Origin of the sequence: Campylobacter concisus (genome assembly GCF_002913045.1) — a bacterium.
In the GTDB taxonomy this organism is placed as follows: Bacteria; Campylobacterota; Campylobacteria; order Campylobacterales; family Campylobacteraceae; genus Campylobacter_A; species Campylobacter_A concisus_AP.
This window is the reverse complement of sequence record NZ_PPAF01000043.1, coordinates 1-16609: the sequence shown is the minus strand read 5'-3', so window position 1 is coordinate 16609 and position 16609 is coordinate 1. Positions and strand designations below refer to the sequence as shown.

General features: G+C 38.6%; 15 protein-coding genes. 12 read left to right on the top strand and 3 right to left on the bottom strand.

Going from position 1 to position 16609, the window contains the following annotated elements; translation table 11 throughout:
- Window positions 1–56: 56 nt before the first annotated feature.
- Window positions 57–1103: a radical SAM family heme chaperone HemW gene (gene hemW / locus CYP43_RS09275; protein ID WP_103583370.1), complete on the bottom strand. Its 1047-nt coding sequence runs from the start codon at window positions 1101–1103 to the stop codon at window positions 57–59.
- 54 nt (window positions 1104–1157) lie between these two features.
- Window positions 1158–2042: an AraC family transcriptional regulator gene (locus CYP43_RS09270; RefSeq protein ID WP_103583369.1), complete on the bottom strand. Its 885-nt coding sequence runs from the start codon at window positions 2040–2042 to the stop codon at window positions 1158–1160.
- 106 nt (window positions 2043–2148) lie between these two features.
- On the opposite strand from CYP43_RS09270, the gene CYP43_RS09265 reads away from it, so the two are divergent.
- The 12 genes from CYP43_RS09265 (at window position 2149) to cmoA (ending at window position 13896) form a co-directional block, all read left to right on the top strand.
- Window positions 2149–4095, top strand: a complete 1947-nt coding sequence (locus CYP43_RS09265; RefSeq protein WP_103583368.1) for a TonB-dependent receptor domain-containing protein — start codon at window positions 2149–2151, stop codon at window positions 4093–4095.
- 1 nt (window position 4096) lies between these two features.
- Window positions 4097–5194, top strand: coding sequence for a PepSY-associated TM helix domain-containing protein (locus CYP43_RS09260; RefSeq protein ID WP_103583367.1), 1098 nt, complete (start codon window positions 4097–4099; stop codon window positions 5192–5194).
- Between the two features lie 63 nt (window positions 5195–5257).
- Complete coding sequence (locus CYP43_RS09255; protein WP_021091471.1) at window positions 5258–5722, top strand: RNA pyrophosphohydrolase; 465 nt, start codon at window positions 5258–5260, stop codon at window positions 5720–5722.
- Window positions 5722–6924 carry an aspartate kinase gene (locus CYP43_RS09250; protein WP_103583366.1) on the top strand — a complete coding sequence of 401 codons (1203 nt, stop codon included), beginning with the start codon at window positions 5722–5724 and terminating at the stop codon, window positions 6922–6924. Before CYP43_RS09255 ends, CYP43_RS09250 begins: the two co-directional genes overlap by 1 nt.
- Complete coding sequence (locus CYP43_RS09245; protein WP_103583365.1) at window positions 6924–7466, top strand: HobA family DNA replication regulator; 543 nt, start codon at window positions 6924–6926, stop codon at window positions 7464–7466. Before CYP43_RS09250 ends, CYP43_RS09245 begins: the two co-directional genes overlap by 1 nt.
- Window positions 7467–8087, top strand: coding sequence for a DNA polymerase III subunit delta' (locus CYP43_RS09240; RefSeq protein WP_103583364.1), 621 nt, complete (start codon window positions 7467–7469; stop codon window positions 8085–8087).
- A complete protein-coding gene (gene folP, locus CYP43_RS09235) occupies window positions 8084–9223 on the top strand; it encodes a dihydropteroate synthase (RefSeq protein WP_103583363.1) in 1140 nt (379 codons plus the stop codon). Before CYP43_RS09240 ends, folP begins: the two co-directional genes overlap by 4 nt.
- Window positions 9217–9648 carry an NADAR family protein gene (locus CYP43_RS09230; protein ID WP_258032202.1) on the top strand — a complete coding sequence of 144 codons (432 nt, stop codon included), beginning with the start codon at window positions 9217–9219 and terminating at the stop codon, window positions 9646–9648. Before folP ends, CYP43_RS09230 begins: the two co-directional genes overlap by 7 nt.
- Window positions 9649–9689: 41 nt before the next feature.
- The gene (gene ligA, locus CYP43_RS09225) at window positions 9690–11633 is read left to right on the top strand and encodes an NAD-dependent DNA ligase LigA (protein ID WP_103583362.1); all 1944 of its coding nucleotides are present in this window, start codon (window positions 9690–9692) and stop codon (window positions 11631–11633) included.
- Window positions 11623–12336 (top strand): 23S rRNA (cytidine-2'-O)-methyltransferase TlyA, encoded by a 714-nt coding sequence (gene tlyA, locus CYP43_RS09220; protein WP_103583361.1) that lies wholly within the window; start codon window positions 11623–11625, stop codon window positions 12334–12336. The genes ligA and tlyA overlap by 11 nt, the downstream gene beginning before the upstream one ends.
- Window positions 12302–13195: a bifunctional riboflavin kinase/FAD synthetase gene (locus CYP43_RS09215; RefSeq protein ID WP_103583360.1), complete on the top strand. Its 894-nt coding sequence runs from the start codon at window positions 12302–12304 to the stop codon at window positions 13193–13195. Before tlyA ends, CYP43_RS09215 begins: the two co-directional genes overlap by 35 nt.
- The gene (gene cmoA / locus CYP43_RS09210; RefSeq protein WP_103583359.1) at window positions 13192–13896 is read left to right on the top strand and encodes a carboxy-S-adenosyl-L-methionine synthase CmoA; all 705 of its coding nucleotides are present in this window, start codon (window positions 13192–13194) and stop codon (window positions 13894–13896) included. Before CYP43_RS09215 ends, cmoA begins: the two co-directional genes overlap by 4 nt.
- A gap of 147 nt (window positions 13897–14043) precedes the next feature.
- On the opposite strand, the gene CYP43_RS09825 is transcribed toward cmoA, so the two are convergent.
- Window positions 14044–16323, bottom strand: coding sequence for a molybdopterin oxidoreductase family protein (locus CYP43_RS09825; RefSeq protein WP_345917498.1), 2280 nt, complete (start codon window positions 16321–16323; stop codon window positions 14044–14046).
- Window positions 16324–16609 lie beyond the last annotated feature (286 nt).

The following is a 16609-nucleotide window of genomic DNA, read 5'->3' as shown; positions in this document are numbered from 1 at the left end:
TTAAATTTTATTTAAGCTTTGTATTTTATCTTGACTTTGCTCAAAATTTTATAAATTTAGCCCTCGATAAAGAGTGCGATCTCGTCGCTTAATAAGAAATTTGGATTATAAAATTTACCGTTTTTAAGATCAAGTTTTTTATTTTCCACAAGCAAATTTGCTCTGCTTAGCTGTGATTTATTTAAGCGAGTAGCATCTACTCCGACTATGCTTCTAAGCCCTAAAAATATATGCTCTCTTACTAACTCGTTTTGGCTTAAAATTTCTTTTTCTCTATGCATTGGCTGTGCTATATAGGCATCTATGCTATTTTTGGCGTAGTATCTGGTGCCATCCACAAAACCCACACTAAAAGCCCCTGCGCCAAGATAGTTTTTGCCTTGCCAGTAGCCAAGATTGTGCTTGCAAATTTGACCGAAATTTGAAATTTCATACTGCCCAAAGCCAGCAAGCCCAATTTGTTCTATCATAAATTTAGCCAGGCTATCGCTATCCTTTTTATAGCTTTTTTTGCCAGCAAATGGAGTATTTTCTTCAAGCGTGAGCGAGTAAGCACTTAGGTGCGTGATAGCAAGGCTTTTTAAATTTTCAACCTCAGCCAAAAGGTGTTTTTTAGTGTCAAATTTGGTGTCATAGATGAGGTCTAAATTTATGCTCTCAAAGCCAGCTTTTCCAGCATTTTCAACTGCTTTAAAAATTTGCTCCTTGCTGTGAATGCGCCCAAGAAATTTAAGCTTATCTTCAAAAAAACTTTGAGCGCCAAAGCTTATGCGATTTGCACCTAAATTTTTAACATGTTTTAGCCAAGCAAGGCTTGCTGAGTTTGGATTTGCTTCGAGTGTTATTTCAGTTGAAGGTGTGCAAAGAGGTAATAAAACGTCAAAAATTTCATCATAAAATTTAGCATTTACAGCACTTGGTGTGCCTCCACCAAAAAATACGCTTGAAATTTCTTTTACATTTTGGCTTTTTAGCTGAAAATTTAGATCAAGAACTAGCGCTTGAAAATAAGCTTTAGTCTTATTAAAATCGTCATCACTTGAGCCAAAAGCACAATAAGGACACTTGCTTTCGCAAAATGGCACATGGATATAAACTTGCAAATTTCTCTCTTTTTAAATTTTGGGGATTATAAGAAATTTGGCATTTAGAGCAGTTTAAAAGTAGTTTTTAGTCTTTAAGAGTTTGCTTGGCAAAAAGCCAAAATTTATCTTAAAAATTTTTGCAAAATGTGCAGCATTTGTATAGCCTACGATATTTGCAGCTTCTTTTATACTTATATCATTTTGCTCTAAAAGAGTAAAAGCAAGTTTTAGACGCTCTTTTGCTAAGAGTTGATAGATCGTATCTTTGAAAAATAGCTTAAAATTTTTCTTTAGCCAAAAGTCATTTGTGCCACAAAGATGAGCTAGCTCTTTGATGCTTGGAGGATTTTGCATACGACTTAACAAGATCGTTTTAGCCTTTAAAAGAGTCTTTTCTTCGTCACTATTAAGTGAAATTTCGCTCTCTTTTTGTATTTTGCTTTTATAAATAAGCTCTAAAATTTTTGACTCGGTAAAAATTTCCCTCATTGCGCCTTCATATAAATTTGTCGTCTCAAGTTCATTTAAAACGCAAATTTGAGCTAAATCTTTTTTATATTTCAAAAGCTCAAATTTATCATCAAATCTAAGTCCAGCAAATATCTCAAGCTTATTCTCATAACTTTCATCAAAAAGTAGTGTTTTTGTCTTATAAAATTTATTTTGATACTCAAAGATGCCTTTAAAATCGTCATTAACAAGCCCAATGCAAAATTCATCTTTGTTTAAAATATACTCTTTTCTATCAAGCTTAAAGCAAAGATCGTTTTTAGCCTCATTAAACATTAAAAATAGGTATTTTTTAGACTTTTGACGATCTATTTTTATCCTGCCATTACATAAAATTTCACTTTTTAGATAGCTAATACCGCTGCTTTGCTTGAAAAACTCCACGCTTACTTGTTTTTCCTTTTGAGATATTTTGCTCGTTCCATATTTTTTGTCTAAATTTATCATTTTATCCCTCAAGCGTTAAATTTAATCCCTTTAGCGTTACGTATGATATTGATAACGATTATTTAATTTTAGTAAAATGTGCATTAAATTTTTATAAGGAGTTTTTGTGAAAAGTGCATTAAAAATTTCTATTTGTGCGGCAATTTTTATAAATTTACCGCTTTTTGCAAATGAAGATAAGGTTCTGCCAGAAGTTAAAGTAGTTAGTGCGACAGGATTTGAGCAAAATATCAAAGACGCACCAGCAACGCTTAGTGTTATAACTAAAGAGGCATTAGAAAAGAAAAATCACAAAGATATCGAGAGTATGACAAAGGATATCCCAAGTCTTTTTGGAACTACTCCCGAAGCGGCAAATAGACGAGGAATTTCTATACGTGGATTCTCACCAAGATTTACTAAAATTTTAGTAAATGGCATGCCAGTACCAGGCGATAACGCCTATAAAGGGCTTAGAAGCGTTGGAGGCTCATATAGTTTCATCCCACCAGCAAGTGCGATAAGCCGTATCGAAGTGATACGTGGACCTATGAGCTCGCTTTATGGAAGTGACGCACTAGGCGGAGTTATAAATATCATTACAGATGAGTTTAGTAATGAATTTGGTGCAAATCTTGGCTCAAGCTACAAATTTGCAAGAAATAAAAATATAAGTGGTGAGCTTTACAATAGCCTTTATTTGCACTCTGGACTAATTGACGATGTTTTAAGTGTTTCTGTTTATGGTAAAAATTTAAATAAATCAGAAGATAAAATTTCTTATGCAAACAGAGAGCAAAAAGATAGAAATTTTGGCGCGAAGCTCTTTTTAAAGCCAAATGAAAATAATGATCTTACGCTTGAGCTTGCAAGAAGCGATGTAAAATATAAAAGAACTAAAGGCAAAACACTATCAACTGGCACTAACTCAGTTGCTAGCGAGAGAATAAAAGGTGATGTGATAAATTTAAGCCACGAAGCAAGGCTTGATAATATCTTGCTTCAAAGCTATTTATCTTACGGCAAGATAAAAGAGATAGCACAACAAAATTTGACGCTAAAGACTCTAAACTTTGATACAAAAGGCTCATATTTTACCGATAATAATGCCTTTACATTAGGACTAAACGCTAAAAAAGAAAAGCTTGACGAAAAGGCCACCACAGCAGATGCGGCAAATGTAAAAAGATATGATGTTTCACTTTACGGCGAAGACGATTATCATCTTACAAAAGATTTTATCTTAAGTACTGGTATTCGCTATAACTACGATGAGAACTATGGCTCGCACGTTTCACCAAGAATTTATGGTATCTATAACTTAAATGACTTTTTTGCTCTAAAAGGCGGAGTTAGCACAGGTTATGCGACACCTGATATCAAGCAACGCACGCAAGATCTTGCTTTGCCATTTGCTGGAGGACGTGGAGCACAGCTTGGTAGAAGCAGCCTTAAGCCAGAGACAAGCGTAAGTTATGAATTTGGTGGCGTTTATAATAACAATGAAGGTTTTGAAACATCTTTAACTGGCTTTTACACAAGTTTTAAAGATATGTTAAGTTACAGACCTATCTGCTCAAGAGGCAGTGTTTGCAGGCATAAAGGCAAAATTTATCCAAATGGTATTTGGGAGAGTATAAATATCGGTAAGGCTGAAATTTACGGAGTTGAGCTAACAAATGAGTGGCAGGTGACAAATGCTCTTAGACTAAATCAAAGCTATGTTTATACAAAATCAAAACAAAAAGATGGATCAGAAGTTGGTAAAAGCTTGAACAACTATCCGCTTCATACATTTAAATTTGGAGCGAACTACGAGCTAAATAGATGGCTAAATTTCTGGTCACAGATAAATTATTATGGTAGAACTAAAAACTCATTTAGCTATGCTGATGATATGAGAGCTTATGTGATCGCAGATCTTGGCATAAACTACAATGTAACTAAAAATTTCAGCCTAAACTTAAGCGTTTATAATCTCTTTAACGAGTTTTTTACGACAAGATCAGGCAGATATGATGTTTTGATAGTTGATGGACAAAAGATCGAACTTGGCTTTAATCTAAAGTTTTAAAATGTTTAAAATTTGGCGAAAATTTCACTTAATTTTAGCTCTTATATTTGCTTTGCCGCTTTTGATAATCTCAATTAGTGGAGCGATTATTTCGTACCATGATGAGATAATTGAGGCTTTTAGCAAAGATGAGATAGACATAGCAACTAATAAAAGTGCTTTAAAAATAGATGAAATTTTAAAGGTCTTTAGTAAGACTTGGCCAAATTTTAACCTTAGTTATATAAAGATAAAAGGTAAGATAAATAGGGCTTATGTAGTAAGTGGCACAAGCGAGAATGGCGAGTTTAAGTCGTTCTTTATAGATCCATATACGGGCGAGGTAGTCTCTGAAAATAGTGTGGAAAAATTTATAGGCCTAGCTTTAAATTTACATAAAAATCTAGGACTAGCTCTATTCAAAAATGAAAATTTATCTAAATTTGCAAGTGAGCTAGTGGCGATTTCAACGCTTGCACTACTTGTGATTTTAATAACCGGGGTGCTGATACATTTTTGGAGATTTAGAAGTAAAATTATTAGCGCCTTTAAGCTAAATCTAAAGGCAAAGAAATTTGCATTTTTATATTCGCTGCATGGATTTTTAGGGCTTTATTTAGGAGCCATTTTGTTTATTATCTGTGTTAGCGGTCTATACTTTTCTTATGAGAGCTTTGCTAAGGTCATAAATCAAATTTGTGGCGAGCAAAAGGTATTTAAAAAGCCAAATTTTACTAGCAAAAATGGTTTTAGCCTAAATGATGAGCAAAAGGTAGAAAATCTTCAAAAAGCTTATGAAATTTTTACTTTAAAATTTGGAAATGAGTTTGATGCTTTAAATTTTATTCTCAATAAAGACGGCGTAAAATTTATGATCTTTTACTTACCAAAAGGAGCTAGTGAGAGTGACGGCGTTAGGCTTGCGGTCGATACGGCAAGTGGAGAAATTTTAAAAAATACCATGCCAAAATCTTTTGAAATTTATAAATTTATGCTTGATTTGCACGCTGGATATACATTCAAAGAGGCTGGAAAATTTATCTTTTTTATGGCTTCTTGTGGAGTTGGCGTGCTACTTTTTAGTGGCTATGTGATTTACTACAAACGGCGTAAAAAGTAGTCTTATTTATCTATCTCTTAACTCTTTTTAGTTATTATCCCAAATAAAATTTTTGGAAAAATCATGCAAAAAAAATACAGACCAAATGTGGCAGCTGTTATTTTGTCTAGCTTGTATCCATTTAAATGTGAAATTTTAGTCGCAAAAAGGGTGGATATGGATGATATTTGGCAGTTTCCTCAAGGCGGAATAGACGAAGGTGAGAGTCCAAAGCAGGCTTTAAAAAGGGAGCTTAAAGAAGAGATCGGAACTGATAAAATCGATATCTTAGATGAGTATCCGCAGTGGCTAAGCTACGACTTTCCAGCTAATGCGGCAAAGAAATTTTATCCATTTGATGGACAGACGCAAAAATATTTTTTGGTTAGACTTAAAAATGGTGCCAGCATAAATTTAAAGACAGAGCATCCCGAGTTTAGTGAATATAAATTTGTAGATTTTGGTAGAAGTTTAGAGGGAATAAATCACTTTAAAAAGCCTATTTATGAAAAGGTTTTGAGTTATTTTAAAGAGAAAGGATATTTTTGATGTTGATCGTTCAAAAATTTGGCGGAACTAGCGTAGGAACACTTGAACGCATCGAAGCTGTGGCAAATAGAGTCATTGAGACAAAAAATAGCGGTGCAGACGTAGTTGTGGTAGTTTCTGCGATGAGCGGAGTTACAAATCAATTGGTTGAATATAGTGAGTATTTTTCAAAACATCCAGATGGTGTCGCCACTGATATGCTTTTAAGCTCTGGAGAGCAAGTAACGACCGCGCTTTTAACGATCGCACTTAATGCAAAAGGCTATGTGTGTGTGGGTATGACAGGTGCGATGGCAGGCATAATTACTGATGATATTCACACAAAAGCAAGGATCGAAAGGATAGAGACTGCTAGGCTAAAAGCCGAGCTAAAAGCTGGCAAAATCGTAGTTGTAGCTGGCTTTCAAGGTATAGATGAAAAAGGTAATATCACAACCCTTGGTAGAGGCGGTAGTGACCTTAGTGCAGTTGCATTAGCAGGGGCGCTTGATGCTGATCTATGCGAAATTTTTACCGATGTTGATGGCGTTTATACGACAGATCCAAGGATAGAAAAAAAGGCAAAAAAACTTGAGAAGATAAGCTATGATGAGATGCTAGAGCTCGCTTCTGCTGGCGCAAAGGTACTACAAAATCGCTCAGTCGAGCTAGCAAAAAAACTAAATGTAAAACTCATTACAAGAAGTAGCTTTAATCACAACGAAGGTACATTAATAGCAAAGGAAGATGACAATATGGAAGCAGTTTTAGTAAGCGGAATAGCACTAGATAAAAATCAAGCAAGAGTAACTCTAAGAGGCGTAGTTGATAAGCCTGGCATCGCAGCAGAAATTTTTACAGCTTTAGCTCATGAAAACATAAACGTAGATATGATAATCCAAAACGTAGGACATGACGGCACTACAAATTTAGGCTTTACAGTGCCACAAAATGAGCTTGAACTAGCAAAAGAGACTATGCAAAAGCTCTCAGCTGCAAAACATATAGAATTTGATGACGCGATCGTGAAAGTTTCAGTTATTGGCGTCGGCATGAAAAGCCATAGCGGTGTAGCATGTTTAGCGTTTGAAACGCTTGCAAAAGAGGGTATAAATATCCAAATGATCTCAACAAGCGAGATAAAAATTTCAATGATCGTTGATCAAAAATATGGTGAGCTAGCGGTTCGCGTACTTCACGATGCTTATAAGCTAGATAAATAATGCAAGATTTTATTCAGTGGACATTAAAGGCTATTAGGGACGAAGGCCCTTTGATGAGCTGGATGGAGGAAAGGCGTGTTGAATGGACGCCTTTGCTCGCATCTAGGCTTAAATTTTTACTTGAAGGAAGGGCTTTTATAACTATAAGTGATGAAGAGCGAAGATGGTTTGAAACTTATCTTTTAAAAAAGATGAACCATTCAAAAAGCATAAGGCCGTTTTTGCCATTTTTTAGCCTAAGATCGCTTTATCCATCACTTGATGAGATAGAGACAAATGAGCAAAAGCAGCTTCTAAAAGATATGCTAAGTCTTGCTTTCCCAAACGGATACTTGTTTTTTTATATCGGAAAGAGCCTTGATAGATATGCGAATTTAGCCAAAAGTGATGAGGATAGTTATATGTGGCTATTTGACGAGCAGGCACAAAATAGCTTTACTCTTAGCTCAAGTGATGAAAATTTAGACGTTAAACTAATAAGCCTTTGCAAAATTTTTGATAAAAGCATCGATGCTGCGCTCTTTGCTAAGGTGATACTCTAAATGCTTAATAAAATCGTCGTTACAAGCGATTTTGAAAGTTTAAAAGCCAAACTTGAAAGTGAGTTTGGCATAAATAATTTAAGATTTTTTATAAGTGATGATTTTTTGCTAGAAAATGCAAAAGAGGTCATCGCAGAAGCTTACATTGCTGAAAAAGATGAAAAAATTTTAGTAATACATGCTAATTCTTTTAGGACAGAGGCTCAAAACGCACTTTTAAAGATCATCGAAGAGCCTCCAAGAAATATCAAATTTATAATAGCAACGCAGAGTAAAAATTTACTTCTACCAACGATTAGATCAAGAATGCTCATAGAAAATAATCTCACAAAAAAGCCAAAAATAACTCTTGATCTAAATTTAAAATCGCTTAGCTTAAAAGAGTTAACAAGTTTTATCGATCAAAAGATCGCAGACGAGCAAGCACAGAAATTTGGCAAAAACGAGCTAAAAGAGCTTGTTGGCGTTATCGTGACAAAAGCAGTTGATGCTGGGTATAAATTTAGCGGCGATGAGATGGATTATTTTTTCTCGCTTATAAAGCTAGCAGATCTAAATGCTAAGTCTCACGCCGTGCTAACGCCACTACTGCTTGCTATATTTCAAAAAGGACGACGTTGAAATTTTATAAGATAGATAACAAAAGCGACTTTGATGAAATTTGCAAAGCCATTTCACCAAGTCCTGCTGGTGCGAAGCTCATGTACGAAAAGAGCGAGATAAATTTTATTTACATAGATGAGATAAAAACCCCAGCGGCAAATATTCTAAAGCAAGATGCCCTAAGCGTTGGAGCTGAGCTTGTGACGCATAAAGATACGATTTTGGGCAAGCAGAGTCTAAATAAAGCATTGCTAATGGCGACAAATGCGCAGCTTAGGCAGCTAGCTAAAAAGGAGAAGTTGCAAGACTTTGGACTTAAAAATTTAGCAGCCTTTTTAGAGACAAAATTTATAAAGCCAACAAAGCCTCTTATAATGGGCGTTGCAAACATAAACACAGATAGCTTTAATGAACAAAGCCGCATAAATACGCAAAACGGTATCTCAAAAATAGAATACATGATAGAAGCAGGAGCTCACTATATCGACCTTGGTGGTGTTAGCTCAAGGCCAGGGAGCGAGTATTGCGGCCGTGAAGAGGAATTTAGGCGCATAAAAGATATCGTAGAGGAAATTTACAAGCTAAATTTGCACGAAAAGGCGAAATTTAGCCTTGATAGCTTTGATCCTTATTGCCTTGAATTTGCCCTAAATCACGGCTTTAAAATGATAAATGATATCACGGCAAACGCCTCACTTGCCACGCTTGCGGCGCGATACGATGCTGAGTTTTGCATGATGCATATGCAAGGCAATCCAGCCACCATGCAGGTTGCACCAAAATATAACGACCTAATCGGCGAGATAGCAGACTTTTTTGAGCAAAAGATAGCCCTGGCTAGAGAGCTTGGCGCCAAAAAGCTAGTGTTTGATGTGGGTATTGGCTTTGGCAAGACGGCTGAACAAAATTTACTGCTTATTAAGCATTTGGAACATTTTTTAAAATTTGACTGTCCGTTGCTAGTTGGTGCGAGCCGCAAATCAGTGATAAATCACTACTACCCAAGCGAGGTTAAAGACCGATTACCAGGCTCGCTTTACCTACACTTAAAGGCCTTCGAAAACGGCGCACAGATCATTAGGACGCACGATGTGGCCGAGCACAAGCAGCTTTTTGATATGCACGAGGCGATGAGTCAAGCCACGCTTTGGTAGAGTGCAAGGCTAAAAAGGCTGAGTGCTTTGGCGATAAGGAGGCGTTGGAGCAAATTTTATCCGCCAAAGATCCAGCGCAGATGAAGGCACTTGGCAGGCAGGTGCGAGGCTTTGACGCTAAGGTCTGGGATGAGATCAAATTTGGCGTCGTGCTAAATGCTAGCTATCTAAAATTTAGCCAAAATGCCCCTTTGCGAGACTTTCTGCTCCAAACTGGTAGTAAAATTTTGGTTGAGGCAAGCCCAGTTGATAAAATCTGGGGCATAGGTTTGGCCGCAAGCGATGAAAATGCGCAAAATCCTATGAAGTGGCGCGGGCAAAATTTACTTGGCTTTGCGCTGATGAGGGTGAGGGATGAGATAGCAAAGGTCTATAAAAATGTCCATCTTTGTGACGCAAGAGAGCTAAATTTGGATCATTTATAAAGTATGTTTAAGATAAAATGCGGTGTAAATTTGGAGCAAAAATGACAAAACAAGAGTACGAAAAAGCGGTAGATACGCTAAATACATGGGCAAAGGCCTACTACGACGATGACGAGCCACTTGCAAGCGACGAGGAGTACGACGCACTATATCACGCGGTTTTGGCCTTCGAACAGGCAAATCCAAGCGAAATTTCTATCTTTTCACCTACAAAGCGCGTGGGCGGTACTGTAAAAGAGGGCTTTAGTAAGGCTAATCACATCAAACGCATGTGGAGTATGGAAGATATTTTTGATCTAGCTGAGCTTGATGCGTGGCTAAAACGCGGCGAGAAAGAAAATTTAACTTTTGTAGCCGAGCCTAAATTTGACGGAGCGAGCTTAAATTTACTTTACGAAAATGGTGTTTTAGTTAGGGCGATAACAAGAGGCGACGGCGTTACAGGCGAGGACGTGACGCAAAATGCAAAGACGATAAATTCTGTTTTAAAGAACATTGATTACAAAGGGCTTATAGAAGTCAGGGGTGAGGTCGTTATAAGAAAAGATGACTTTGAGCTACTAAACGCAGAGCGCGCAAAAGAGGGTGAGGCGCCACTTTCAAACCCTAGAAACGCAGCCGCAGGAAGTCTTAGGCAGCTTGATAGCGCGGTGACTGCTAAAAGAAAGCTGCTTTTCATACCGTGGGGCGTGGGCGAGCAGAGTCTTGGGCTAAAAGATCACAGTGAGGTGATGAAATTTGTGCGTGATCTTGGCTTTGAGAGGGATGATTTTTTTAAAATTTTAACAAAAGATGAGCTTGAAGGCGCGTATAATGAGCTCTTGGCAAGTCGTGACTCAAAGAGTATCATGATGGATGGCATGGTGATACGTGTAAACGATCTCACACGCTGCGAAGAGCTGGGCTATACTGTTAAATTTCCAAAATTTATGGTGGCGTTTAAATTTCCAGCTATTGAAAAGGTGACTAGGCTAAGAGACGTGGCACTTCAGGTTGGTAGAAGCGGTGTAGTAACGCCTGTTGGCGTGCTTGATGAGGTAAATATAGACGGCGCAAATGTAAAATCAGCCACCCTTCATAACTTCGACGAGATCGAGCGCCTTGGCGTTATGAAAAACGACTATATCGGCATCATCCGCTCGGGAGACGTCATACCAAAGATTACAAAGGTTTTTAAAGATAGGCGAGATGGTAGCGAGCAGGTGATAGAGAGGCCTAAATTTTGCCCAGTTTGTGGCTCACACCTACTTGATGAGGGGGTGTTTGTAAAGTGCCAAAATTTAAGCTGCAGGGCAAGAGTGGTGGGCTCTATCATCCACTATGCGTCGAAAAAATGCCTAAACATCGACGGCCTTGGCGATGCGATCGTAAATTTACTATTTGATAAGGGGCTAATTTCCTGCATAAAAGATATCTACGCCCTTAAATTTGATGATCTCATTGCGCTTGAGGGTTTTAAAGAGAAAAAGGTAAATAATCTTTTAAACGCTATCGAAGCCAGTAAAGGTGCGGAGCTAGCGCGCTTCATCACGGGGCTTGGCTGCGAGCACATCGGCGAAGTGGCGGCTAAAAAGCTTGCAAGTAGTTTTGGGCTGGGCTGGCTTGATGTTAGTTTTGAAGAGCTTGTCTCGCTTGAGGGCTTTGGCGTAGAGATGGCAAATAGCTTGATAGACTTTGCCGAGGTAAATAGAGCAGAAATTTTAGCTCTTAGCCAGATCGTGCAGCCAAGCGTGACGCAGACGCAGAGCATCTCAAATGCACTAAGTGGCAAGACGGTCGTTATAACTGGCACGCTAAGTCGCCCAAGAGATGAGATAAAGACCGAGCTTGAGAGTTTTGGCGCAAAGGTTTCAGGCTCAGTTTCTAAAAAAACAGACTTTGTCTTGGCTGGCGATGAGGCTGGCAGTAAGCTTGATAAAGCAAATGAGCTAGGCGTGCGAGTGATCGACGAGAGCGAATATGAAAGGCTAAAACTTGAGGTTTGATAACTACGTCGCAAGCGTTTTAAATATCAGCAGAAATAAGGCGAGCGAGCTTATAAAATCTGGCAAGGTGCTAACAAATGGCGAAATTTGCACCAAGGTTTCAAGCGAGGTTAGTGAGGCTAAAATTTCGCTGCTTGATGAAATTTACGTTGGGCGAGGCGCGCTTAAGCTAAAAAGCTTTTTGGAATCGATGAAATTTGACTTAGCTGGCAAAAACGCACTTGATATCGGCAGCTCAACTGGCGGCTTTATGCAAATTTTACTTGAGTGTGGCGTAAAGAGCGTGACTGGTGTGGATGTTGGTACCGATCAACTTGACGCTAGCCTAAGAAGCGATGAGCGAGTAAAAATTTATGAAAAGACCGATATCAGAGAGTTTGCTAAGCAAGAGCAAGGTAAATTTGATCTAATAACCTGCGATGTTAGCTTTATCTCTTTGGCTGAAATTTTACCCGCCGTTTGTGAGCTAGCAAGTGAGAATTCGCTCATTATCACGCTTTTTAAGCCACAATTTGAAGTGGGTGTCGGCGTAAAACGAAATAAAAAAGGCGTCGTCACTGATATGAAAGCTATAAATTTAGCGATGAAGAGGTTTGAAGTGATGGCTAATGGCCTAGGATTTAAAATGATAGCTTGCAAAGAGTGTGAAGTAAAAGGGAAAGAGGGAAATGCCGAATTTTTCTACGCTTTTAACAAAAGATAATATCACTGCCGTTGCGATCGGGCACTTTGACGGCGTGCATAGAGGGCATAAACAGCTTTTAAAGCAGCTAGGCGAGTTTGGTGGACTTGTCGTGATCGACAAAAACAAGGCAAACATCACGCCAAAGCTAAAGCGAGCCGAGTACTCAAACTATCCTTGCTTTTTGTACGATTTTGAGAGTATAAAAGGGCTTAGTGGTGAGGAATTTATCGCGATGCTAAAACATGATTTTAAAAATTTAAAAAAGATCGTTGTTGGGTTTGATTTTAGATTTGGCAGAAATAGAGCGTGGGATAAGCACGATTTGAAAAGAATTTTTGATGGTGAGGTGGTCGTCGTTGATGAGGTTTGTTATGACGGCATGGGCGTGCATAGCTCATCCATTAGGGAGCTGATACGCCAAGGCAACATCGAAGAGGCAAACAGGCTAATAGGCAGGGAGTACTCGGTCGAGGGCAACGTGATAAAAGGGCAGGGCATCGGTGCAAAGGAGCTAGTTGCAACGCTAAATTTGGATGTAAAAAACTATTTATTGCCTAAAGACGGCGTGTACGCCACAAGAACTAGGATAGGCTCATATACCTATGGCTCGGTCACATTTATAGGCAATAGACTTAGCACGGATGGAAATTTTAGCGTCGAGACACACATCTTAGACGAGGTCGCGCCAAAAGTAGCGAAGCATGTCGCGGTTTGTTTTATAAAACGCTTGCGAGATAATAAAAAATTTGACACACTTGAAGGGCTAAAAGAACAGATCAAATGCGATATAAACGGAGCTAGAGCTTGTGTTGGCGTGTGCGATCTCTTTTTTGGAGAGACGATGAGATACTTTGACGGATATGGAGCTGGTATATGAGAGATGAAATTTTTAAAGAGCCTATAAGCAAGCAGTTTGAATTTGATGACTTTGTGGCGAGCGTTTTTGATGATATGATCTCGCGCTCGGTGCCGTTTTACGACGTGAGCTCAAATTTAAATGCAAAACTGCTGGCTAAAATTTTGCCAAAATCAGCAAAAGTGTGCGACCTTGGCTGCTCTACGGCAAATAGCCTGCTTTTGCTAAATAACCTTAGAAACGATCTTGTACTAAGCGGCGTGGATAACTCTGAAGCTATGCTTGCAAATGCCAAAAATAAGGCAAAGGCTTATGGGGCAAAGATAAAATTTTTGCTTGATGATATTTTAAAGTGTGAGCTAGCGGGCTTTGATGCAGTTTTGGCAAACTATACTTTGCAGTTTATAAGACCGCCAAAAAGGGCTGATCTAGTGCAAAAAATTTATAACGGACTAAATGAAAATGGAGTTTTTTTGTTTAGTGAAAAGATTATCTTTGAAGATAAAAAGCTTACTAAAAGCGTCATAGAAATTTACGAGGACTACAAGCAGGCACAAGGCTACTCACGCTATGAGATCGCTCAAAAAAGAGAGGCGCTTGAAAATGTGCTGGTGCCATATACCGAAGAAGAAAATAGTAATTTAGTCCTAAATGCTGGCTTTAAGCGAGTCGAGAGCACATTTAAATGGGGAAATTTTATGAGCTTTTTGGCATTTAAATAAATTTAAAAATATCTGCTTTTGTGTTTAATATAAAATTTAACTATAAACAGTGAAGTTAAAATTTAGATTTTTTGGCTTCGCAATGTCAAAATTTTTGGATTATGAAATTTGGTAGTAAAGAAATTTAGCGGGAGTTACCCGCTAAATTTACTCATTTATCGCTGCATTTCCGTGGTGGTGGAAGTCATCGTAGATGATCTTTGAAGTTTGAAATTTTATGCGTTTTAGTTCGCGAACTCGTAAAAATTCTTCTTCATCGATCTTTTTGATCTGAATAGCTGCTTTAAATGTCGGAGTCTTGCTGATGTAGTCCCAACCGCTGCTTGTTAGCTCGTTGCAAGAGCTCTCCCAGTAGTGGAAAGTCATCTGGATGATGCCATCAGGCACGATGTCTGTTACTTCAGCTTTTACGACGATGTAGCCGTATCTACTCCATGCTTTGATGAAGTCGCCTTGTTTTAAACCATATCTTGCTGCAAGTGCTGGATTCATCTCGGCGATAGGTCCGATACTATCTCCACCCTCTTCGATCGCTCGTGAGCGTCTTGTCATAGTGCCAACGGTGTATTGATAGACCTTTCTTGTAGTTAAAAGCTGTATCGGATACTCATTGTCAGTCTTTTCATCGACTGAGCCAGCCATGATAGGATACTCAGGTGACATATTCATCTTCTTAGCAAACTCAAGTTTTGCACTCTCGATCTTATCGGCCTTATCCACAAAGAGGCATGGTACAAAACGACCTTTGCCATCAGGTGTGAAAAATTTCTTATCAAGATAGAGGCTCTGGCCGCCCATATCATCTTCATTTGGACATGGCCAGTGAAGTCCGTGATATTTTTTGATACGGTAATAACTCATGCCACCATATCGTCTTGGGTCGCATTTTCTAACTTCTTCCCAAATTTCTTCAGGTGAGTTGAAGTTAAAGCCCTCTGTTGCACCTAAACGACGTGCGATCTCACAAACGATCCACCAGTCTTGTCTAGCATCGCCTGGAGGTGTGATGACTGCTTCATTGTGCTGTACGCGGCGTTCTGCGTTTGTATAAAGTCCTTCTTTCTCGCTACTTGCAACGCCAGGAAGTATGACGTCAGCTTTTAGTGAGGTTTCGGTTAAAAATAGATCTTGTACGACGTAGAAATCAACATGAGCGATACCTTTTAAGAAGTGGTTTGTATTTGGCTCAGAGATGACCGGATTTTCGCCGATAGTCCAAAAGAAATGAACTTTGCCATCAAGGATCGCATCAGGTACTTCGGTTTTGTGAACGCCTATTTTTGAGCTCAAAAATCCAGGTTCTAGGTGCCACATTTTTTCAAACCAAGCTCTTTGCTCTGGATCAGTGACTGAGCCAAGATTTGGGAAGATATTTGGCAAAACGCCCATATCGCAGCAGCCTTGAACATTCTCTTGGCCTCTTAGTGGTAAGTCGCCTGTGCCAAGCTCGCAGATGTTGCCGGTGATCAAGAATAAATTTGACACATCGCAAACTCCGCCAACGCCGTGGTTAAAGTGAGTTACGCCCATGCCGTGAGTGATGACAGCTGGCTTTGTGGTAGCGTACATTCTAGCAGCTGCCCTGATATCCTCTGGATTTAGCCTTGTGTATTTAGCCACGACCTCTGGAGCATAGTCTTTTACAGCTTCTTTGACATACTCAATGCCTATTGTGTGATCTCTTACAAATTCTTCATTTACAAGGCCTTCTTCGATGATGGTGTAAAGAAGTGCGTTGATAACTGGGATATTGTGTTCTGGCTCTAGTTGTAAGTGAATGTCAGCTCTGCTTGCAAACTCAGTCTTAATAGGGTCGATGACGATCAGTTTCGCACCACGGTTTAGCGCTCTTTGGATGTGCATAGCTGCGATTGGGTGACCATTTTCTGGATTTGAGCCTATCATTAATATACAGTTACTATAAGTGCCAATCTCTGTAAAGCTATTTGTGGCAGCTCCGTTTCCGATTGTTTTAGCAAGTCCTGCTACTGTCGGAGCGTGTCAAATTCTAGCACAGTGATCGACGTTGTTTGTGCCAATTACTGCGCGCATTAGTTTTTGAGCAACGTAGTTGTCCTCAAGCGTACAGCGTGCCGAGAAATTTCCAGCTAATGCGTCTGGACCATATTTTGCCTTGGTTTCTTTCATCTTTTCTACGACAAGATCAAGCGCCTCGTCCCAGCTGGCTTCCTCAAAATCACCATCCTTTGAAAATACGCCATTTTTCTTTCTAATTAGTGGTTTTGTGAGTCTATCTGGACTTGCAACGTAATCCCAGCCATAAAAGCCTTTTAAACATAAATTTCCTTGATTGACTGGATTGTCTTCAACACCAGTGGCGGCACGAACGACATTGTTTTCCACATGCAAGGTTACTTGACAGCCTGTCCCGCAATAAGGACAGATGACTTTGCCTTCTTTCATCATTTTCTCCTTTGCTATGCAATATTTGCATATTTCTATATGAGTAATATTACTAGCCAAATTCTTAATCTTTAATAAAAATTCTTTATATATAAAAATAAATTTTTAATTTAAGTTAAAATTAATATAGTTCTACTAAAGTCAATTGTTTAGGGATTTTAAAATTTGTTTAAAATTGATAAATTTCTTAGCCAAGAAATACAAATATAGATATTCGGCTATTTATATACAATGCAGAAATTAATTTTACTTTTACTTTATTTAATACACTTAGTCGTATTGTGAGTAG